The following is a 20,339-nucleotide window of genomic DNA, read 5'->3' as shown; positions in this document are numbered from 1 at the left end:
AGCTTGCGTCCATCGCCGGTCTCCTTCCCGGCCAACAGAATCCCGCTTGGTTACCAGAGCGTTAACGATTCATGATTCCGCCCTGTGCAGCATCGCATTCGATGTTGTTCATGCGCGGTCAGCGGGCGACGCACGGGCGATGGATATTAGGAATTATTTCCTGCAGCGCTTGACCCGGTGACGGCAGCTGTGCTACATATTTGCCTATGGTGCTGATTTGCGCCAACAACCCGCCGCCGTGGCGGGTTTTCCGTTTCTGGCGGCTCGCCGCGAAATGCTCCGCCCGATATCTCCCTGACCAAGCTGGCCCAGTGAGCTTGCCCAGTGAGCTTGCCCAGTGAGCTTGCTCAGTGAGCTTGCCTTGACGCGCCGCAGCCGCTATCGCCTGCCCATTGCATGAACTTGGCCCAGGACAGACCATGACCCGCCCGATCATCGTGTTCGACCTTGACGGTACGCTGATCGATACGGCGCCGGACCTGCTCGACAGCCTGAACCACAGCCTTGCCGCCAGCCAGATCGCGGCGGTCGACGAGGCCGGCTTCAGGCGCTTTGTCGGCCACGGCGGCCGCGTGATGATCGAGCGGGCGCACGCCGCCCAGCGGCGATCGCTTGATGTCGAGGAGCACGACCGGCTGCTCAAGCTTTTCCTCGATCACTACACCCTCAACATCCCCGGTAAATCACGGCCCTACCCCGGCGTCGTCGAAGCCATCGCGCGCTTCGAGGCCGCCGGCTATATCCTGGCCATCTGCACCAACAAATACGAAGCCAACTCGCTGGCGCTGATCGAGGCGCTCGGCATGACCAGGCATTTCGCTGCCATCGCCGGACAGGACACCTTCGCCTTCCGCAAACCCGACCCGCGCCACCTCACCGAGACCATCAAGCTGGCAGGCGGCGACCCGCATCGCGCGCTCATGGTCGGCGATTCGCAAACCGACATCGACACCGCAAAAGCGGCCGGCATTCCTGTGGTTGCAGTCGATTTCGGCTACACCGACCGCCACGTGCGCGAATTCGAACCGTCGGCTGTGATCTCGCATTTCGACGCCCTGACACTCGATCTGGCGCAAAAGCTGATCGCCGCTGCCGGACAGTGACCGGAAAGCGGCCGGCGTCGGTCGGAGACAGGGCTGAAAGGACAGCAAATCCGTTCCTTGTCAGAACGCCGGACACCGCCTTGACTTCACCCGCCGGCCTCCCTTATATCGCGGCTCGCTTGGCCTTCGGGCAACGAGCGGGCGATTAGCTCAGCGGGAGAGCACACCCTTCACACGGGTGGGGTCGCAGGTTCAATCCCTGCATCGCCCACCATTTTTCCTTACTGAAATTGCTGTCATCAAAAAGCGAGCCGTCCACACCGTCACCGCAAGGCTGTGCCCGCAAGGCCGTCGCTGAAGATGATCGGAGCGGCAACCACCTCCATCCGCCTCAATCCGTCGGGCCGACGATTGCCGCCACCTCTTCGTCGGACAATGGCGGCCCCAGTACATCGAGCCCAAGTTCCCGCGCAACGGCGCCGAGACCGTCATGGTCGTCGGTCGTGAGCTGGCGTTCCTCGACCATCGAAAAGAACCGTTCGAACCCCCCTGGCACCACGCTGATAGTGAGATGCACGGCATCGGGCCCAAAGCCGCGCCAGGTATGCGGAATGGATTTCGGCAGTAGAACCGTGTCTCCGGCGGCCAAAGAGAAAGTCCGTTCTGGGGTCCACACCGCAATCCTGCCGTCCAACACCTCAATGATTTCGTCTTCGCGATGATGCAGATGCTTGGCGGGACCGAACCCGGGCGGCGCCCGATAGTCGAAGATTGAATAAGTGCCTCCCGAGCCGCTGGCTCGGACGTGACAGCGCTCGCCGAACGGGCTGATCGAAACGTCAGCGCATTGAACGGCGCGATCGAAACTCAATTCACCTGGAGTACTGATATTCAACTGCATTCATGCCTCCATGGAATGTCCACCGGGACGGCAAGAAGACGCGGTCTGCCAACAACAAAGCGTCGTCTTCCGAGCAGCAACGATGCACATCCATTGTGTCATCTGTGTGGATGCTCTTCGATACCGGTTTTAGCGACCTCCAATTTGCCATTGCGGCGCAATGCGTGACGGTCCCGACAGAAACTCAAGCGCTCTCCCGGGAGTTTGTTCGGCGTTATGGAGGCACGGACCGGTGGGTTGGCAGGTTTTCCACTGCCCGCTGCCCGCAAGGACTACGACGGGCAATCCGGGATGAAGTAAATTGCCATCTCTATTTCTAAAATGTCACTGTTTGCAAAGCACCTGCGCAGTTTCGGACCACCAGCTGGGCAGCTGTTAATCGGCAGGCTGGATCGTCATTTATTCCCGCCGGGGAACAAACCAAGGCACCAGCGAGTTTCCTTCCGTCGCAACCTTTGAGGGAAAGCCATGTCCAGACTTCTGCTGGCGACCAGCGTCGCCGTTCTTCTTGCCGGCGGGCCGGCCTTTGCTGCGGACGATACGCCGCTGCCGCCACCCAATGCCAAGAAATTGTCGGAGATCCTCGCCAAGGTCGAAAAGCGCGACGGCTTTCTCTATGTGAAGGAGGTCGACTGGGACAGCGGCGCCTACACCGTCACCTACTACACGGCGGACAAGGCGAAGGTGGAGATCAACTACGATCCGGTAACGGCCGAGCCGAAGTAAGGGCTGTCGTCGAAGGCCGTTCGGACGCGAATTCATTGGCCGTTCCCATCGGCATTTCCGGGTCTGGCGCCGCCCCTCACCCGCCTGCCGGCATCCTTTCCCCGTATAGTGACGGAGAGAGGGACGCTCGCCGCCGATTGCACCAATCACCAACGTTGCAAGGATGGTACCGGCATTGCGGCCAGCCCTTTCCCCCCGCACTAGATGTCCGATAGGACAATGAGGGGCGGCGCCGGCTTCGACAATTGACATCCACCACGAGTTGGAAACGGTTGCTCGTCTGAGGCGATTGCCCTGCCTGCCCTTGCGCCAGATCGTCTTTGATGGCTGACTATGGCGGTTGATTGCGCCGCGTTGGGGGATGGACATGGCGACGGCGAAGCACGTGATGAAGCGCATATTGATGATGCTGGCCGGCTATCTCGTGGCGGTGCTGGTCGGCCTGATCTCAATCGCGGCGATCTATGCCGTGCTCAGTTCCTTGCCCAACTCGCCAAACTATTTCGACGTCATGGGCGTCTCGCCGATAGCGGTTCTGGTGGTGCCGCCGCTCGGCATGTTCGTTTATTTCCTGACGATTGTGGTGACCGCGCTACAGACGCTGATCTTCGCGCTGATCGCCGAGTTCTTCTCGCTGCGCAATGTCCTGCTGCACATGGTTTTCGGCGCCGGTGCCGCGGTCGCCGGCTTCGCCCTGATCTGGCCAAGCGTACCGGAGGACATGGATCCGCAACGCTGGGTCGACATCGGCATCATCGCCGCCGCAGGCCTTGTCGCCGGGCTGCTCTATTGGCTGATCGCCGGGCGGGACGCCGGCTTCCGGCGACCGCTGCTGGAGCGCTAAAAACTAACTCGACGGTGAGCGCACCGCCTCGGTGGCGTCCAGGGCCTGCTTCAGCCGCGAGTCGCGGTCATAGACGTCGTCGAAATATTCGACCTTGCCGGACAGGTCAGGCCATGCGGTGAAATAGGCGACATAGACCGGGATATTGCGGGTCACGTTTTCGGTCGCGTGGCCGTGCTTCAACTTCTCGGCGATATAGTCCACCGACGTGCCGAGCACCGCCGCCGCCATGCCACGCGGGTCCTGCAATCGCACACAGCCATGGCTGAGCGCGCGCATGTCACGCTCGAAGAAGGATTTCTGCGGCGTGTCGTGCATGTAGATGGCGTGCTTGTTGGGGAACAGGATCTTCAGTTCGCCCAGCGCATTGGCCTCGCTCGGCTGCTGGCGCACGCTGTAGGGGATGTTCGCGCCATAGGCGCCCCAGTCGACCGCTGACGAAGGAATACGATTGCCTTGCGAATCCGTCACTTCGTAGCCGGCCCGGTCGAGGTAGCCGGGATCGTTGCGCAACCTGGGCAGCATTTCGTTGACGATGATCGACTGCGGCACGCCCCAATAGGGATGGAAGTCGACCTGCTTGATCTGGTCGTAGAAGAAGGCGGTCTGGTTGGTGGTCCGGCCGACGACCACGCGCGTCTTCAGCTTTTCCTCGCCATTGTCGATATAGCTCGCCGTGAAGGCCGGCTGGTTGATGAAGACACGCGGGCTGCCGAGATCGGAAGGCAGCCAGCGCAGTTCCTCCAGCGCCACTTCCACTTTCAGCAGCTTGTCGGCCCTGGATGTCCCCGCGAGCGACGCAACGGTGCGCGGGCCGATGACACCATCGCCCTTCATGCCGGCCTTTTGCTGCACGGCCTTGATGATTGGAATGAGTTCCGGGTCATAGACTTCGCTGGTGGCCAGCCTGGACAGGATCTCGCCATAGGCGCCGCCCGTCTCGTCATCGAGATTGCGCGCGATCAAAGTCAGCAGCTTCGGCAGTTCGGGGCTGGTTTCGCCCGGCTTCAGCAACAGCTTGGGGTCGACGACGATGTCGTTTTCCGCACTTGCCTGCAGGGATTCCAGTTCGACGCGCAGCGCCTGGTATTCAGCATTCTGCGGATGCCGCGATTCGAGATAGGTGCGCACTTCCTGGGTATGCGCCAACGTTTTCAGTACGCCTTGCAAGTCGAGCGGCTTGGCCGGGAAATCATAGTAGCCGGTCATGCGGTTGGGCTCGACGCGGCCGTTCTGGGCGTCATGAGCATAGCGAAGCACGCGCGCCGACAGCGCCATCTCGAAACGGACGAGTTCTTTCAATTGGGCATTGGAGTCGGTCGTCGACGTAGCTACGGCGGGCACTTCGACCGTATAGTCGGCCGGCGTGAGGCCGTAGCTTGAAGCTTCGCCAAGCACCCGAACAGCATCCTGTGCTCGGCTGTTGAGGCTGGTCCCTGTTACCCAGATGAAATCCGGATTGGCCGAGTAATAGGCGATCAGCGCCTTGGCGATATCGGGCTCGGCATAAAGTTCGTAATCATTCAAGCTGGCAACGGCATCGCGAAACGCAGCAACGGTCACTGACGGCACGAAAGCCGCATCCTGCGGCACCGCCGGCCCTGGCTTCGCCGCCAGCGCCGAGAAGTCGACGCGGACCAGCCGATCGGCCTTGTAGGTGTAATAGGACGGGCCGCTGATTCTCACGCTGCCACCGCCGCCCGGCACTTTCGGCTTGTTCTTCGGCGGCGGCGGAAACTCGCCTTGCGGCGCGTGCTTGCCGCCGCCGAAAAGCATGTCGAACAGCCCTTGCGCGCCTGCGTGCGGGATACCGAAAGCGAGCGTTGCCGTGATCGCCATCAGCGGCACCGCAGCTGCCTTGTTTCCGAGGAATTTCATGGATCACCCGCTCCGGCCGCAACCGGTTCCCGTTCCGCACGCTAGATCGTCTCGCTCACCGCATGGCGGATGTAAGGCGCGACTATGCTGATTCATACCGATTTCGTTAAGCTTTCATAAATTTTGGAACGTCTGTTGCAGAACGGTTTCACAACATCGTGACGGCTGGAGCGGGGTGTTTGCGTCCAGCCGGGAAATCCATTGCAGATCAGGCGTTGGCGCCGCCATCGATGGTCAGCGCGGCGCCGGTGACGAATCGGCCCTCCGGGCCCGCCAGCCAGGCAACCATGCCGGCGATGTCCTCGGCCCTGCCGAATCGCGGCGTCGCCATCTTCTGGCGCTGGTGCTCCGCATGCGGGCCGTCTGCTGGGTTCATGTCGGTGTCGGTCGAACCGGGATGAACGACGTTGGCGGTGATACCACGCGGGCCGAGGTCGCGCGCCAGCGCCTTTGTCAGGCCGACAAGGGCCGCCTTGCTGGCCGAATAGGCTGTGAGGCTGCTGTCGGTCGCCCGCTCGGCAAGGTTGCTGCCGATCGAGATGATGCTGCCGCCCTCGCCCATATGCGTGGCTGCTGCCTTGGAAGCGATGAACGGTGCCCTGAGATTGACCTCCATGGTTTCATCGAAATCGGCGAGCGACAGCGTATCGATCGGTGCGGCGCGCCAGATGCCGGCGCTGTTGACCAGAATGTCCAACTGACCGAATGCGGTCACGGCGTCATCGACGGCCTTGTCTATTGCAGCGGCATCGCGGTTGTCGGCCTTGATCGCGATGGCGCGGCCACCCTTGGCCTCGATATCGGCGACGACAGCGCGGGCCTGCTCTTCGCCATGCACATAGGTCAGCGCGACACTGGCGCCGTCGGCCGCGAGCCGTCGCGCGATCGCCGCACCGATGCCGCGACTGCCGCCGGTGACGAGCGCGGCCTTGCCGCTCAATTTGCTGGATGACATCGATTTTCTCCTTTTTGTAATGATCGGCACATAAATATCTGTCAGCCTTGCCCAGCCACGTCAACTGAATTATGTATCGATCGTCACAGAAACGAGCACCATGTCGGAACGAGGCCGCCCCCGCACCTTCGATCGAACCGCAGCCCTACGCTGTGCGATGGAGGTTTTTTGGACCCGTGGTTACGAAGCCGCATCGATGAGCGACCTGACCGCCGCCATGGGCATCAATTCGCCCAGCCTCTACGCAGCCTTCGGCAGCAAGGAGGCGCTGTTCCTGGAGGCAACGGACCTTTATTCGCGTACGGAGGGAGCCGATATCTGGCTGGCACTGGAGAAAGCACCGACCGCGCGGCTGGCGATCGAACAATTCCTGTGCCTGACGGCGAAAGCCTATGCGCAGACCGATCGCCCGCAGGGTTGCCTGATCGCGCTCGGCGCGCTGCATAAGGACTCGAGCCGCGGCGCCATCTGCGACGATCTGCGCCGTCGCCGCGCCGAAAACCACATCGCCCTGCAGAAGCGTCTCGAGCGCGGCGTTGCCGAAGGTGAACTGCCGGCGGATTTCAACTGCGGCGCCGCCGCGACTTTCTTCGCCACGGTTCAGCACGGCATGTCGATCCAGGCCCGCGACGGCGCCTCGCACGATGCCTTGCTGGCAACGGTGGCCGGGGCCATGGCGGCCTGGAAGACAATGGCCGCAACCGATGCGGCGTGACAAACGCCGGCTGGTGTGCTCGAAATTCGCCAGCAAGCCGGAGGGATGAAGGCGTGAAGAAAGGTTATCGCGAACTGCTGGACGAGGCGAACGCCGAGATCGAGGTGGTTTCGCCCGAGGAAGCAGCCGGGCTGCTCGACGATGAAGACACCATATTCGTCGATCTGCGCGATCCGCGCGAAGTGGAGCGCGACGGCCGGATTCCCGGCGCCAAACATGTCACGCGCGGCATGCTGGAATTCTGGATCGACCCCGAAAGCCCCTACCACAAGCCGTTCTTCGCCTCGGGAAAGAGCTTCGTCTTCTTCTGCGCAGGCGGCTGGCGCTCGGCGCTGGCCACCAAGACGGCGCAGGACATGGGGCTTGCGCCGGTAAAGCATATCCTTGGCGGCTACACCGCCTGGAAGGCGGCCGGACTGCCGGTCGAACCCGGCGAGAAGAAGAAATAATTTCGATCGCCGGTCAATGCAGCAGCGACGGCTCGCGATGCGCCACGAAGCCTACCGCGCGTTCGATCACACCCTTGTCCGCAAGAATGCGGCGGTGGCCGAGCCCGTCGGCCCAGTAGAGCCGCACATGGCCGCCAGCGCCGGCATAGCGCCTTGCATGATCGGCAGAAACCTCACGGTCGTCCGGTGCGTGGATGACCAGGGTCGGGACCGGCGCCTGGGCGAGCTGACGGTCGCCGGTGAATTCGTGCAACGGCCGACCGGAAAGATGTTGGACACGATCCGCCATTGCGGCTTGCGAGCGCGGACCGACATTGAGCATGCGGCTGAAGTCGGCGAAGATCGCCGGCAGGGAACTTGGCGCCGCGATCAGCACCAGACGTCCGGCCGCCAGCGGCGGGATGTTCTTGACCGAACCGGCGACGGCATTGGCGGCGACGGCACCGCCGAAGGAGTGACCGACCGCTGCCACGAACGGGCCGAACCACTCACCGGCAACCCGCACCGCATCAACGGCATTGACCATGTTCAGCCGCCTGCCCTGCGACTGGCCGTGGCCCGGCAGATCAATGGAAACCACCCTGTAACCGGCGGCGCGATAGCCTTCGATCAACGCGCGCATATATTCGGTGCGCGAGCGCCAGCCATGCACGACAAGCACCGTGCCAACGGCTGCCCCGCCCGGCTCCGGCCGGAACTCGTGCACCATGACGCAGCCGGTCGCGGTCTTGAGCCGGTGATGGCGCGCCTCGGTCATGAACTCGGCAGCGCGATCGACTGCGCGCCGTTCGCCGTCGCTGAGCGCCTTGACGTTCGGTGTGCGGCAGAACAATTCGAACGCCGCGCGCCCGATCAGGCGCGGCGCGACACGCTCGGCCGCACCAAACACGCCCCGGATGACCTTCAGCCCGAATGATGCCATAGTGAGAAGCCATCCATACGTTCAAGCATGAACATAATAGTTCAAAGATGAACAATAAACAAGAGCTACCTTGGGACAACCCGCGCTTTCGCAACTGGGTCGCGGTAGCGCGCGCCTGCCATGTGCTTGAGCGCACGCTGGCGGTGAAGCTGGGGCCGCTCGACCTGAAGCCGGCGCAGCTCGATGTGCTGATGAACCTCTACCGCCATCCCGGCATGTCGCAGCACGACCTTGCCCGCAAGCTGCTCGTCGGTCGCTCCAACATCACCATGCTTCTGCCGCAGCTGGAGGCGCGCGGCCTGCTGCGCCGCGAAGGCGACGACAAGGACAAGCGCATCCTGCGGCTCGCGCTCACCGAGGCCGGCGAGGCGCTGCTGATGCAGGCGCTGAAAGTGCACATGGCGCTGATCGAGAAGGCTATGAGCCAATCGACGCCGGAACAGTGCGACATGATCGGCGAGCAGATGCGCAAGATTTATGAGGTGCTGAAGGAGGCGTGACCCGCCCCTCAGCCCAAACTTACCACATCGTCTTCTTCGCCCGCTCCGGCCATTCCTTGTCGTAGGTGTCGCCATCGATGTTCTTGCGGCTGGTGATTTCCAGGATCTGTCCGGGCGACGGCAACGACTTCGGGTCGACATGCCTCGCCGGATTCCAGAGTTCGGAGCGGACGATGGCGCGGGCGCATTGGAAGTAGACCGAATCGATCTCGATAACGGTTACCGATCGCGCCGCCTTGCCTTCAACCGCGAACGACGCGCACAACGTTGTATCCGTGGTGATATGAGCGCGACCATTGACGCGCAGCGTCGTGCCGGAGCCCGGCACCAGGAACAGCAGGCCGACGCGCGGGTCGCGGATGATGTTTCGAAGCGAATCGGCGCGGTTGTTGCCGCGACGGTCCGGCATCATCAGGGTTTTCGGATCGTGGATGCGCACGAAACCGGCGAGATCGCCGCGCGGCGAGCAGTCAAGCCCCTCCGGCCCGCTCGTCGCCAGCGCGACAAACGGCGAGGACTCGATGAAAGCGGCGTATTCTGGAATGACACGGTCGAGTTCCTTGACCAGGGAGGCCTCGCCCGGAACGCCATAGAGCGCCTCGAGCTGCTCGACTGTGGTGATGACGGACATCGTTTTCGTCTCCAAAACCTTCGTCGGCGCTACTCCACTTCGATGACGCTTTGACGACAACGACAGGAGCACGGTTCCGAAAAGTGTGAGCGGTTTTCGGACGACATCTTGCTCGATCTCTTCGCCTCTAGCGGTCCCGGCTCAAGCCCTTTTCCGCAAGCTCTGCCAGATAGGCGTCCCAGCGCGCATCCTTCTCGTGGCCGAGCGTGTGCAGGTAGTTCCAAGTGAAGATACCGGTGTCATGGAAATCGTCGAAGGTGATGCGCACGGCGTAGTTGCCGACCGGCTCGATCTTGAGGATCTTGACATTGCGCTTGCCGGGAACCGTCACACGCTGTTCAGGCGAGTGGCCCTGCACCTCGGCCGATGGCGAGGCGACGCGCAACAACTCCGCCGGCAGTTCGAACGGCCGATGATCGGGAAAGGTGACGGACAGCGTTTTGCGGTCCTTCGAAACCCGGAGTTCTTTCGGTGCGGTCATGCTGTTCGATCCGTATTATCCATCCTTCCCTACGCCGCTTCGTCAAACGGGAAAAGGCTGTTTGATGCCGACCGACATGCTATGTCGGCGTAGGGATGTTACCAAAGATCAACAACCGCTATCTTGAATGACATGCTGGATCGTATCACATAGCGGTATATAACGATGCCGCTCACGGCCACGGAAAGCGCTCGAAGCATGGACATGATCGACCCATTCGGTCGCACGATCAGCTATCTCAGGGTGTCGGTCACCGACCGCTGCGATTTCCGCTGTACCTATTGCATGGCCGAGGACATGGCCTTCCTGCCGAAGAAGGACCTGCTGTCGCTGGAAGAACTCGACCGGCTGTGCAGCGTCTTCATCGAGAAGGGCGTCAGGAGATTGCGCCTCACGGGCGGTGAGCCGCTGGTGCGCAAGAACATCATGCATCTGGTGCGCCAGTTGTCGCGGCATCTCGAAAGCGGCGCGCTGGAAGAACTGACGCTGACCACCAATGGCTCGCAACTGTCGCGCTTTGCCGCCGAACTCGCCGATTGCGGCGTCAAGCGTATCAATGTGTCGCTGGACACACTCGACGCCGACAAGTTCCACAAGATCACCCGCTGGGGCCACCTCGACAAGGTCATGCAAGGCATCGATGCCGCGCAGGCGGCCGGGCTGAAGGTCAAGCTCAACGCGGTGGCACTGAAGGATTTCAACGACGCCGAGTTGCCCGCGATGATGCGCTGGGCGCATGGCCGCGGTATGGATTTGACGGTCATCGAGACCATGCCGATGGGCGAGATCGATGCCGACCGCACCGATCAGTATTTACCGCTGTCGCTGCTGCGCGCGTCGCTGGAACGCCAGTTCACGCTGACCGACATTCCCTTCAAGACCGGCGGCCCGGCGCGCTACGTCCATGTCGCCGAGACCGGCGGACGCCTCGGCTTCATCACGCCGATGACGCATAATTTCTGCGAGAGCTGCAACCGGGTCCGGCTGACCTGCACCGGCACGCTCTATATGTGCCTCGGCCAGGAAGACGCGGCTGACCTGCGCGCGCCCTTGCGGGCCTCCGAAGGCAACGAACTGGTCGCCGAGGCCATCGACGAAGCAATCGGCCGCAAGCCGAAGGGCCATGACTTCATCATCGACCGCCGCACCAGCCGCCCATCGGTGTCGCGCCATATGAGTGTGACGGGCGGCTGATCTTTTCGTGAAATTCATGCAAGATCGCCCCGAGGTCATTTGCTTCGAGGCGCGATATGCAGCGGCGTTCTTCATTCCTGGCGTTTGTCACAGCAATTGCAGCGACCAGTGCAGTCGCCGCGCCGTTCACCTATGTGAATGAGCGCTTCGGCACCGTCTGCACGTTCCCCGACGAGATTTTCACCGATCGCCAGCCCGAGCCGGACAATGGCGACGGACAGGTATGGCTGAGCACGGATGGCGCCAGCCTGATCTGCTCGGGCATCCGCAACATCGACGATGAGACGCCGAAGGGTTTTGTGGCTGCCGAGAAGGCCAGCGATGAAGCCGGCTACAAGGTCACCTACAGCAAGTCCGGCAAGGACTGGGCGGTGCTGTCTGGGATGAAGGACGGAAAGATCTTTTACGAGCGGCGCCTGTTCGGCAGGGATGGCATCATCCGCACGGTCTGGATCGACTACCCGCCGGCCCTCAAGTCGAAATACGACCCGCTGGTGGGTGCCATCGCCGGCAGTCTCAAGGGGCCATGAGCGTTTCGTGACCGTGAGCATTTCGGCCACACCGCGAACAAATCTTTACCCGCGAATGCTCTGCTGATTTACCGATGGTCCGTTCCGGCCTAGCCTTCCGCTTGGGACGGTTTCATCCAACAGGGGGAATAGACCATGGGCAAACTCCTTCTCTCTCTTGCATTGCTTGGCCTCGCTTCCGTGCCAGCGGCCGCCCAGTCGATCGGCGGCACCTATACGGTCGCCGGCACCAACTTCGACGGCTCGGCCTATGGCGGCGAGGCAACCATCGCGCTGACCAGCGGAACGACTTGCACGATCCACTGGGAGACGGGCGGCTCGTCTTCCGACGGCATCTGCATGCGCAACGATGACGCCTTCTCCGCCGGCTACGTCATGGACAAGGATATCGGCCTTGTCGTCTACAAGGTGATGGACGACGGCTCCCTGCACGGCCTGTGGACGATCGCCGGCAAGGAAGGCAATGGCACCGAGGTGCTGACGCCGAAGAAGTAAGTTCTGCCGCCATTGCACGCGATCTCCTGGGCCACAAACAGGGCTGTGGCCCAGCCCTTTGTTATTGCTGTTTCATGCCCGGCTGCTACAGGCTTGCTGCAAAGCAGAACCGGTAGTCGTCTTGCCCTTGTCTCCAAATCTTCGCGGCGCGTTGTTCATGGTGGTGGCGATGGCCGGCTTCACCCTCAACGACGCCATCACCAAATACTCGTCGCAATCGATGAACATGGCGCAGGTCATGTTGATCCGTGGAGCTTTCGCTTCGCTCTTCGTCGGCTTGCTCGCCTGGCAGCGCGGCGCGCTTGCCCGCCCGGGTTCGATGCTGCAGCCGCTGGTGGCCATGCGCGTGATCAGCGAAGCCGGCGCAACGGTAAGTTTTCTCGTCGCCCTCGCCCATTTGCCGATCGCCAATGTTTCAGCAGTGCTCCAGGCGCTGCCGCTGGCGGTGACGATGGGCGCGGCACTCGTCTTCGGCGAGGCTGTCGGCTGGCGGCGATGGCTGGCCATCGCCGTCGGATTTGGTGGCGTGCTGATCATCGTGCGGCCAGGCTTCGAAGGCTTCAGCATCTACTCGCTGTCGGCACTGGCCAGCGTCGCTTGTTGTGCGGTACGCGATCTCAGCACCAAGCGGATTCCCAAGGCTATTCCCACCCTGCTGGTGTCGACCGCGACCGCGCTTGCCATGACTGTCGTCGGCGCGGCGCTGTTGTTGCCGATGGGGGGCTGGACACCGATGACGGGCAACAGCACCGCCCTGTTGGCCCTGGCTGCCGTGCTGGTGCTCATCGGTTACCAGTTCATCATCATGGCGATGCGCTCGGGCGACATCTCCTTCATCGCGCCGTTCCGCTATACGGCCCTGATCTGGTCGATCCTGCTCGGCCTGTTCATCTTCGCCGATATTCCAGATCTGCCGATGATCGTCGGCGCCACCATCATCATCGGCTCCGGCCTCTACGCGCTTTACCGCGAACGAGTGGTCGGCAGGCGAAAGATCGTCGCCGAAAGCACCGGACCGGCAATGGTTCCCGACGGAATCTAGCCAAGCCATTTGAAGGTTCTTGTGATTTTCGGCGGCAGGCGTACAGGCTCGATGGCATGAAGCGAGATGTTGCGGGGATCATTCTGGTCGGCGGCCGTTCGAGACGGATGGGCGGTGGCGACAAGACCCTGTTGCCGCTTGGCAGCGGCCGCGTGCTCGACCAGGTCATCTCGCGCTTTGGCCCGCAGATCGGGCCTCTCGCGCTTAGCGCCAACGGCGATCCGGCGCGGTTCTCGCGCTTTGGACTGCCGGTGCTTGCCGACACGGTGACCGGCTTTGCCGGGCCACTTGCCGGAATCCTGACCGGCCTCGAATGGACCGCGGCCAACACGGCTTGCAAGGCGATCGTCACCGCTGCCGGCGACACGCCCTTCCTGCCGCTGGATCTCGTCGAGCGACTGGCCGTCGCCACCGATCAAAGTCCAGCTTCGATTGCCGTCGCTTGCTCGGGCGGCAAGCGGCACCCGACCTTCGCGCTCTGGCCGACGGATTGTCGCGTCGCCCTGCGGCACTTTCTGGTCGATGAAGATATCAGGCGGGTTTCGGCTTTCATCGACCGGCACGGCTTCGTCGAGGTGGAATTCCCGCTTCTTCAATCGGCGGGCCACCCGGTCGACCCTTTCTTCAACATCAACCAGCCTGATGATCTTGTCGCTGCCGAAGGTCTGTTGCAGCATGAAATCATGAACAGACGCGTCTTCGGCATCACCGGTTGGAAAAACTCCGGCAAGACGACATTGACCGAAAAGCTGGTCGCCGAACTCGTTCGGCGCGGCTGGAAAGTGTCGACGGTGAAACACGCTCACCACGATTTCGACATCGACAAGCCGGGTGCCGACAGCTACCGCCATAGGCAGGCCGGCGCCACGGAAGTCGCGATCGTGTCGGGAACCCGCTGGGCGCTGATGCACGAACTGCGCGGTGAGGATGAGCCGACGCTGGAGGTGATTCTATCACGGCTCGCGCCTTGCGACCTGGTGCTGGTCGAGGGCTACAAGCGCGAGGCCCACCGCAAGATCGAAACCCGCCGGCTGGACGCGAAAGACCGCACGCCGCTTTCGGCAGGTGATCCCAACATCGTCGCCGTCGCCGCCGATTTCGCGGCTGAAGGCGAGCGCCTGCCGGTGTTCGATCTCGACGATGCAAAGTCGATAGCCGACTTCATCGAGCGCACCACTGGGCTCGTTGCTTGAGCGCTGACGCAGCGGCAGAATAGCCTTCCCCGTTTTTGCGGTTTTGCAGTTGCTTTTTTCTTGGAAAGAGTGGGAGTATCGCGCCAGCGGGCGGCCAAAAGCACCGCCCCACAGAGCCGTTTGGAACGACGGCCGGGACCATAAAGAGAGGATTATCATGCGTATTGCACTGCGTATCGCGCTCGCCGCTTCGGCCGCGCTGTTGACGCTCGGCGTAGCCCAGGCCCAGGAAAAGACCCTGAGGATCGGCACCGAAGGCGCCTACCCGCCATTCAACAACCTCACCGCCGATGGCCAGCTCGTCGGCTTCGACATCGACATCGCCAAGGCGCTTTGTGACGAGATGAAGGTCAAATGCACCTTCGTCGCCCAGGATTGGGACGGCATCATTCCCGCTCTTCAGGCCGGCAAATTCGACGCCATCGTCGCTTCGATGTCGATCACGCCGGAGCGGTTGGAGAAGGTCGACTTCTCGCACAAATACTACAACACGCCGTCGGCGCTCGCCGTGCCGAAGGACAGCACGCTGAAGGGCGTGACCAAGGAAGATCTCGCCGGCAAGACCATCGGCGTGGCCACCACCACCACGCACTTCAACTATGCCTCGAAGACCTACACCGACAGCACCGTCAAGGGCTATCCGAGCAGCCCCGAGGAGCAGGCAGATCTTGCCAATGGTCGTCTCGACGCAATCGAGGACGATATCGTCGTGCTGCAGCAGTGGCTGGATTCGCCCGATGGCGCATGCTGCAAGATCCTCGGCCAGCCGTCGCCGCAACCAGTCGAGATCTTCGGGCCAGGCGCCGGCATTGCCGTGCGCAAAGGCGAGACCGACCTGGTCAACAAGCTCAACACGGCCATCGACGCCATCCGCGCCAATGGAAAATACAAGGAAATCAACGACAAGTACTTCAAGTTCGACGTCTACGGCGCCGAGTCCTGATAAACTAGGGTGAAGACGGCGGGGAACTTCTTCGCCGTCTTTCTATTCGTTCGGGAACGCCGTGGAGATAAGACCTGTCGATGCCAGCCCAGAGCATATGGACACTTCTCAGTTGGGGACCCGATGGCTGGCTTGACGATATCGCCTATGGCGCACTGATCACCGTTGCGCTTGCCCTTGCCACGTTGCCAATCGGATTGACGATCGGCTTTTTCATTGCTCTTGCCAAGCAGTCCGAAGAATCATCGCTGCGCCTTGCCGCCAACATCTACACCACGGTCTTTCGCGGCCTGCCGGAACTGGTGACGCTTTTCCTGTTCTTCTTCGGCATGCCGATCCTGCTGCAGCATCTCGTCAGGTATTTCCGGCCGGACGCCACCATCGACGTCAACAGCTTCGTCGCCGGCATGATCGTGCTCGCGCTGATCTTCTCGTCCTATGCCAGCGAGGTTTTCCTCTCGGCCTTCCGCGCCATACCGAAGGGCCAATATGAGGGCGGCTACGCCATCGGGCTTTCTAACTGGCTGACCATGCGCAAGGTGATCGTGCCGCAACTGCTGCGCATCGCGTTTCCCGGACTGGAGAACTGCTGGCTAAGCCTGCTCAAGGACACGTCCCTGGTATCGGTCGTCGGCTTGGCCGAGACGCTGCGCAATGCCAGCATTGCCGCCCGCGTCACCAAGCACGCTTTCCTGTTCTTCGGCGTGGCCTCGCTGGTGTTTCTCGGCCTCGCCGTCGTGTCGTCCTTTGCCACCGGTGCAATTTTGCGTTCGCTTGGCCGGCGGGAGGCGCAGCGATGAGCGCTACAGCCGCCATGGTCGAACGGCCGCCGCCCCAGGCGCGGGGTTGGCCGCGCAGGCGTATCGCCGGTTATGCGCTGGTCTGCCTGTGGATCCTATTCGGCGCTGGCATCGTCAGCTATCTGGTCATTGCCTGGAATGCCGATTTCTTCGCCAAATATGCGCCCGCCTATTTGCGAGGGCTTGGGGTAACGCTCGCGCTGGTTTCCATATCGATGGTGCTCGGCGCAATGCTTTCGGTGCCTGTCGCCTATGGGCGCATGTCCAGCAACCGGATTCTGTCCGGCCTCGCTTATTGCTATGTCTATTTCTTCCGTGGCACGCCGCTGCTGGTTCAGACCTATCTAGTCTATTATGGATTAGGCTCGTTCAGGGTCGAACTGCAGTCGGTTGGCCTCTGGGATTTTTTCAAGGACGCGTTCAATTGCGGCGTCTTTGCCTTTTCGCTCAACACTGCCGCCTACCAGGCCGAGATTCTACGCGGCGCCATCGAGAGCGTGCCTCGTGGGCAATGGGAAGGGGCAGCATCGCTCGGCCTGCACAAACTGCAGACATTGCGCAAGATCATCCTGCCCCAAGCCTTGATCGTCGCCTTGCGGCCCTATGGCAATGAACTGATCCTGATGGTCAAGGCGTCCGCCATCGTCGCTATCATCACGGTCTATGATCTGATGGGCAATGCAAAGCTCGCCTTCGCCAACTCGTTCGACATTCAGGCCTATATCTGGGTCGCTCTCGTCTATCTGGTGATGGTCGAGATCTTGCGCCATGGCGTTGAATGGATCGAGCGCCGGATCACCGTTCACCTGAAACGCTGACCATTTTCAAATTGGCTGCACCAGTCGATCTGGACACACGCGTCTTGACGAATTGGGCGCAGGGCCTAGAGCTTTCGCAGCAAATTCCGTTTCCATTCTGAAGGGCAGGCTCATGGCATCCGTTGCATTTCTCGGTCTTGGCGTGATGGGCTATCCAATGGCCGGGCACCTGAGGAACAAGGGTGGCCACGACGTCACCGTCTACAACCGCACCAAGGCCAAGGCCGAGCAATGGGTTGGCCAGTATGGCGGCAGCCTTGCGGCGACGCCGGCGCAGGCCGCCGAGGGCAAGGATTTTGTCTTTTCCTGCGTCGGCAATGACGACGATTTGCGTTCGGTGACGACGGGCGCGGACGGAGCTTTCCAGACGATGAAGAAGGGTTCGGTCTTCATCGACAACACCACGGCCTCGGCCGAGGTCGCACGCGAACTGGCGGCGGCAGCGCAAGCGCGCGGCTTTTCGTTCCTCGATGCGCCGGTCTCCGGTGGCCAGGCCGGCGCCGAGAATGGCCTCCTGACCGTCATGGTCGGCGGTGAGCAGGACGCTTTCGACAGGGCCAGGCCCGTCATAGATGCCTTTGCCCGCATGGTTGGCTTGATGGGGTCGGCCGGTGCTGGTCAGCTCACCAAGATGATCAACCAGATCGCCATCGCCGGCCTCGTGCAAGGGCTGGCCGAAGGCATCCATTTCGGCAAGAAGGCCGGGCTCGACATCGAGAAGGTGATCGAGGTCATCTCCAAGGGCGCGGCCGGTTCCTGGCAGATGGAGAACCGCCACAAGACGATGAATGCCGGCAAGTATGATTTCGGCTTCGCCGTCGATTGGATGCGCAAGGACCTCGGCATCTGTCTGGCGGAAGCCGACCGCAACGGTGCCAAATTGCCGGTGACCGCGCTTGTCGACCAGTTCTACAAGGATGTGCAGGCAATGGGCGGCAAGCGCTGGGATACGTCCTCGCTGCTGGCGCGGCTGGAAAAATAGGTTTCTGCGATGGCGGAACTCTCGCCTCAATCCAGTGCCGCGGAAATTGTCGACCATCTGCGCGCCATTGGCTCGCAGGAGAACCGCCTCGGCATGTTGCGCTACGGCATCAGGATCGACCGCGCCCTTGGCATAACGCATGGCGTACAGCGGCAGATCGCCAGGAAGATCAAACGCAACCACGAGCGCGCCTTCGAGCTGTGGGAGACGGGTATCGTGGAGGCGCAGTTCATCGCTTCCGTCACGGCTGATCCGAAACGGTTTTCTGCTGGAGATGCAAGAAGATGGGCGGCCAGTTTCGACTCATGGGACATCGTCGATGGCGTCTCGGATCTCTTTGTCGATACGGACGCCTGGAAAGAACTGATCGGCGAGTTCGCGGCCGACGAACGGGAATTCGTTCGGCGCACGGCCTTTGCGATGATGGCATGGTCTGCCGTTCACCGGAAGAAAGAACCAGAGACAAGCTTCCTCGCCTTCCTGCCGATCATCGAAGCGCATGCCACCGACAGCCGCAATTTCGTGAAGAAAGCCGTGAACTGGGCGCTTCGATCGATCGGCAAACGATCGATGGCTATGCACGGCGCCGCGCTTGCCGTCGCCGAACGACTGGCGCAGTCGACCGATAGGACCGCGCGCTGGATCGGCAAGGACGCTGTCAAAGAACTTTCCAATGCCAAGACGCTCGAGCGGATCGCCAAGAAAGGCTGACGCGTGACGCGATCGACTCGCGCCGACGGTGCATCGATGGATGAGCATATGGCAGCGCACTATTGACGCAGGTCCCGAAGGCCGAGCTCTTTCCAAATCCATTCAAAACTATAGGTGGCCATCGGATTGACAGGATCTGGTTGTTTGGCTGTCTGGTTTTCGAGATACTTCAGCCAATCGGCGACCTTTCGGCGGCCGGCCGGGGTTTTGGCGGCCTGACGCGGTGTTTTGTTCCCCAACATTGCGACGGGCTGATCAAGAGTTTCCAGATAATGCCGATCCAAGAACTCGTGAACACCCTGTTCGGCGATTTCTGGTGGCGAACTCGATGACGGCGTATCGACATGCTTGCCAGATCGTTCGGCCAACATCTGCTCGACAGTGCGGATTTCAGTGAGGGGGGTCCGCGCTAGATCGCCGAGGGCCTGGCGAACCAAGGCCGTCCCTCTTGCAGCTCGCTCTGCGGAATTGGTGGACAGATGGAGGAAGGGCCCCTTCAGTTCAGCATTGCCCAGCAAACACGAACCGCTATCCGACGTGGTGTCGATTGTAGGTGCCTTCGCCGCTTTTGGCTTGTCTCTACCTTGTGGTGTCTCTTCCACCCAGTTCCAGAATTTCGCGTTTTCCTGTGACATGCCCCGAATAGTGTTCAATCGGGAAGCAATCTCTTCCGGCGCCACGCCCGATGCCAAGGGAAAGCGGACATCATGGAATACGATGTCGTCGCCGTCGCTATTTCGCAACGTCGGCCTCTCCATCATCCTATTGAGGGTGTCAAACAACCATGACAGCGTGAACATGGATGCCGCCGCCTGCAGCTCTTCATTCCTCAACGCGGGCAGCTTCTTTGCATTTCTTTTCCCGAACGCGCCGCGCAGTCCGTCGAACAATGCTTCCGTAGCCTGCGGCGTGAACGGCAAGACACCGCCCGCAAGGACGTTTTTGCCCATGACAGGCACGACCCGTGCAGCGATCTTATCCCACTGTTTCAACATCTTCGTGGCGGTGCCCTCGCTAACGCTGATAGGTTCACCTCCGCGGATAAGGTCACGCGCCGCAAGAGATTGTCCAGGCACGACGTTGCTTACTTCATACAGGCTCATGACGGAGGTCCGTAACGCCATCATATAAGCCTTGGATTGCGCATTTTCCTTCCAGCCTCGACGCTTGACATAGTCATCGACGATGTTGCCGGGTTCACCCTCGAAGTCCAGGCTCAGAAAGTCCTCGAAGGCGCAGCCCCAAACGGTCATCGCCCAAACCTCGCCGAGGATTTCGGTGAGGTCTTCGAAATCCATGTCGTAGGCTTCGAGAACTGGGCCGAAATGATCGTCAAGCACCTCTTCGAAACATTCGCGCCATTGCTCACGGGTAAGGAATTTCATCAGCCCCTTGAGATCATCGCTGGCTGGCATGGTACTTCTCCATGTTCTGGCGAGGTCCGTGGATACGGACGCGCACGGTTCGCATCCTATGGCCGATCTATTTTCTGCTCCGCAGTCGCGACCGGGCAAGCCATTTTCGGCTCTTTCCCAAGCAATTTATTCGTGTCCCGTTTCACGCGAGGTCGCTGGCAAGGTCCCGAT

Annotated in this window: 23 protein-coding genes, 1 tRNA gene and 1 pseudogene; 18 read left to right on the top strand and 7 right to left on the bottom strand. The window is 61.4% G+C overall.

From position 1 onward, the window contains the following. The first annotated feature begins 419 nt into the window (after nucleotides 1-419). Nucleotides 420-1,103: a phosphoglycolate phosphatase gene (locus NKJ89_RS20765; RefSeq protein WP_352605179.1), complete on the top strand. Its 684-nt coding sequence runs from the start codon at nucleotides 420-422 to the stop codon at nucleotides 1,101-1,103. A gap of 139 nt (nucleotides 1,104-1,242) precedes the next feature. After that, a tRNA-Val gene (locus NKJ89_RS20760) sits at nucleotides 1,243-1,317 on the top strand. A gap of 117 nt (nucleotides 1,318-1,434) precedes the next feature. On the opposite strand, the gene NKJ89_RS20755 is transcribed toward NKJ89_RS20760, so the two are convergent. Next, nucleotides 1,435-1,944 (bottom strand): cupin domain-containing protein, encoded by a 510-nt coding sequence (locus NKJ89_RS20755; RefSeq protein WP_352605177.1) that lies wholly within the window; start codon nucleotides 1,942-1,944, stop codon nucleotides 1,435-1,437. 468 nt (nucleotides 1,945-2,412) lie between these two features. Between NKJ89_RS20755 and NKJ89_RS20750 the strand changes: the two genes are divergently transcribed. Continuing rightward, a complete protein-coding gene (locus NKJ89_RS20750) occupies nucleotides 2,413-2,670 on the top strand; it encodes a PepSY domain-containing protein (protein ID WP_352605175.1) in 258 nt (85 codons plus the stop codon). A 361-nt stretch (nucleotides 2,671-3,031) separates the two neighbouring features. Then, nucleotides 3,032-3,514 carry a hypothetical protein gene (locus NKJ89_RS20745; RefSeq protein WP_352605173.1) on the top strand — a complete coding sequence of 161 codons (483 nt, stop codon included), beginning with the start codon at nucleotides 3,032-3,034 and terminating at the stop codon, nucleotides 3,512-3,514. 3 nt (nucleotides 3,515-3,517) lie between these two features. On the opposite strand, the gene NKJ89_RS20740 is transcribed toward NKJ89_RS20745, so the two are convergent. Both NKJ89_RS20740 and NKJ89_RS20735 read right to left on the bottom strand, forming a co-directional pair. Further along, the gene (locus NKJ89_RS20740; RefSeq protein WP_352605171.1) at nucleotides 3,518-5,392 is read right to left on the bottom strand and encodes a L,D-transpeptidase family protein; all 1,875 of its coding nucleotides are present in this window, start codon (nucleotides 5,390-5,392) and stop codon (nucleotides 3,518-3,520) included. A gap of 208 nt (nucleotides 5,393-5,600) precedes the next feature. Further along, nucleotides 5,601-6,347, bottom strand: coding sequence for a 3-oxoacyl-ACP reductase family protein (locus tag NKJ89_RS20735; RefSeq protein ID WP_352605169.1), 747 nt, complete (start codon nucleotides 6,345-6,347; stop codon nucleotides 5,601-5,603). A gap of 100 nt (nucleotides 6,348-6,447) precedes the next feature. Between NKJ89_RS20735 and NKJ89_RS20730 the strand changes: the two genes are divergently transcribed. Beyond that, entirely contained in the window at nucleotides 6,448-7,062 is a 615-nt protein-coding gene (locus NKJ89_RS20730; RefSeq protein ID WP_352605167.1) for a TetR/AcrR family transcriptional regulator, read from the top strand. Nucleotides 7,063-7,115: 53 nt separating this feature from the next. After that, nucleotides 7,116-7,511 (top strand): rhodanese-like domain-containing protein, encoded by a 396-nt coding sequence (locus tag NKJ89_RS20725; protein WP_352605165.1) that lies wholly within the window; start codon nucleotides 7,116-7,118, stop codon nucleotides 7,509-7,511. A 13-nt stretch (nucleotides 7,512-7,524) separates the two neighbouring features. Here the strand turns inward: NKJ89_RS20725 and NKJ89_RS20720 are convergent, their stop codons facing one another. Then, nucleotides 7,525-8,433: an alpha/beta hydrolase gene (locus NKJ89_RS20720; protein WP_352605163.1), complete on the bottom strand. Its 909-nt coding sequence runs from the start codon at nucleotides 8,431-8,433 to the stop codon at nucleotides 7,525-7,527. A 47-nt stretch (nucleotides 8,434-8,480) separates the two neighbouring features. Between NKJ89_RS20720 and NKJ89_RS20715 the strand changes: the two genes are divergently transcribed. Then, on the top strand, nucleotides 8,481-8,933 hold the full coding sequence (locus NKJ89_RS20715; RefSeq protein WP_023759169.1) for a MarR family winged helix-turn-helix transcriptional regulator: 453 nt from the start codon (nucleotides 8,481-8,483) through the stop codon (nucleotides 8,931-8,933). A 19-nt stretch (nucleotides 8,934-8,952) separates the two neighbouring features. On the opposite strand, the gene NKJ89_RS20710 is transcribed toward NKJ89_RS20715, so the two are convergent. Next, nucleotides 8,953-9,564 carry a pyridoxamine 5'-phosphate oxidase family protein gene (locus tag NKJ89_RS20710; RefSeq protein WP_352605161.1) on the bottom strand — a complete coding sequence of 204 codons (612 nt, stop codon included), beginning with the start codon at nucleotides 9,562-9,564 and terminating at the stop codon, nucleotides 8,953-8,955. 127 nt (nucleotides 9,565-9,691) lie between these two features. After that, nucleotides 9,692-10,045, bottom strand: coding sequence for a gamma-butyrobetaine hydroxylase family protein (locus NKJ89_RS20705; protein ID WP_352605159.1), 354 nt, complete (start codon nucleotides 10,043-10,045; stop codon nucleotides 9,692-9,694). A gap of 198 nt (nucleotides 10,046-10,243) precedes the next feature. Here NKJ89_RS20705 and moaA point away from each other — a divergent pair, with 198 nt between their 5' ends. The 11 genes and pseudogenes from moaA (at nucleotide 10,244) to NKJ89_RS20650 (ending at nucleotide 18,753) form a co-directional block, all read left to right on the top strand. After that, nucleotides 10,244-11,239, top strand: a complete 996-nt coding sequence (moaA, locus tag NKJ89_RS20700) for a GTP 3',8-cyclase MoaA (protein WP_352605157.1) — start codon at nucleotides 10,244-10,246, stop codon at nucleotides 11,237-11,239. A gap of 56 nt (nucleotides 11,240-11,295) precedes the next feature. Then, a complete protein-coding gene (locus tag NKJ89_RS20695; RefSeq protein WP_352605155.1) occupies nucleotides 11,296-11,769 on the top strand; it encodes a hypothetical protein in 474 nt (157 codons plus the stop codon). A 135-nt stretch (nucleotides 11,770-11,904) separates the two neighbouring features. Next, on the top strand, nucleotides 11,905-12,264 hold the full coding sequence (locus tag NKJ89_RS20690; protein WP_352605153.1) for a hypothetical protein: 360 nt from the start codon (nucleotides 11,905-11,907) through the stop codon (nucleotides 12,262-12,264). 121 nt (nucleotides 12,265-12,385) lie between these two features. Next, entirely contained in the window at nucleotides 12,386-13,306 is a 921-nt protein-coding gene (locus tag NKJ89_RS20685; protein WP_352605151.1) for a DMT family transporter, read from the top strand. A 56-nt stretch (nucleotides 13,307-13,362) separates the two neighbouring features. After that, nucleotides 13,363-13,980, top strand: a pseudogene (gene mobA, locus NKJ89_RS20680) (molybdenum cofactor guanylyltransferase MobA); the annotation flags it as partial. Between the two features lie 9 nt (nucleotides 13,981-13,989). Continuing rightward, complete coding sequence (gene mobB / locus NKJ89_RS20675; protein ID WP_352605189.1) at nucleotides 13,990-14,499, top strand: molybdopterin-guanine dinucleotide biosynthesis protein B; 510 nt, start codon at nucleotides 13,990-13,992, stop codon at nucleotides 14,497-14,499. A gap of 157 nt (nucleotides 14,500-14,656) precedes the next feature. Beyond that, on the top strand, nucleotides 14,657-15,442 hold the full coding sequence (locus NKJ89_RS20670; protein WP_023759175.1) for an ABC transporter substrate-binding protein: 786 nt from the start codon (nucleotides 14,657-14,659) through the stop codon (nucleotides 15,440-15,442). A gap of 80 nt (nucleotides 15,443-15,522) precedes the next feature. Further along, nucleotides 15,523-16,242 (top strand): ABC transporter permease, encoded by a 720-nt coding sequence (locus NKJ89_RS20665; protein ID WP_352605149.1) that lies wholly within the window; start codon nucleotides 15,523-15,525, stop codon nucleotides 16,240-16,242. Then, on the top strand, nucleotides 16,239-17,060 hold the full coding sequence (locus NKJ89_RS20660) for an ABC transporter permease (protein ID WP_352605147.1): 822 nt from the start codon (nucleotides 16,239-16,241) through the stop codon (nucleotides 17,058-17,060). Before NKJ89_RS20665 ends, NKJ89_RS20660 begins: the two co-directional genes overlap by 4 nt. Nucleotides 17,061-17,172: 112 nt before the next feature. Then, on the top strand, nucleotides 17,173-18,042 hold the full coding sequence (locus NKJ89_RS20655) for an NAD(P)-dependent oxidoreductase (RefSeq protein ID WP_352605145.1): 870 nt from the start codon (nucleotides 17,173-17,175) through the stop codon (nucleotides 18,040-18,042). 9 nt (nucleotides 18,043-18,051) lie between these two features. Further along, nucleotides 18,052-18,753, top strand: coding sequence for a DNA alkylation repair protein (locus tag NKJ89_RS20650; protein ID WP_352605143.1), 702 nt, complete (start codon nucleotides 18,052-18,054; stop codon nucleotides 18,751-18,753). Nucleotides 18,754-18,812: 59 nt separating this feature from the next. Here the strand turns inward: NKJ89_RS20650 and NKJ89_RS20645 are convergent, their stop codons facing one another. After that, nucleotides 18,813-20,168 (bottom strand): DUF7986 domain-containing protein, encoded by a 1,356-nt coding sequence (locus NKJ89_RS20645; protein ID WP_352605141.1) that lies wholly within the window; start codon nucleotides 20,166-20,168, stop codon nucleotides 18,813-18,815. Nucleotides 20,169-20,339 lie beyond the last annotated feature (171 nt).

It is taken from the genome of Mesorhizobium sp. M0047, assembly GCF_040323315.1.
Taxonomy (GTDB): Bacteria; Pseudomonadota; Alphaproteobacteria; order Rhizobiales; family Rhizobiaceae; genus Mesorhizobium.
The sequence above is the reverse complement of the archived record's forward strand: the minus strand, read 5'-3'. Positions and strand labels throughout refer to the sequence as shown.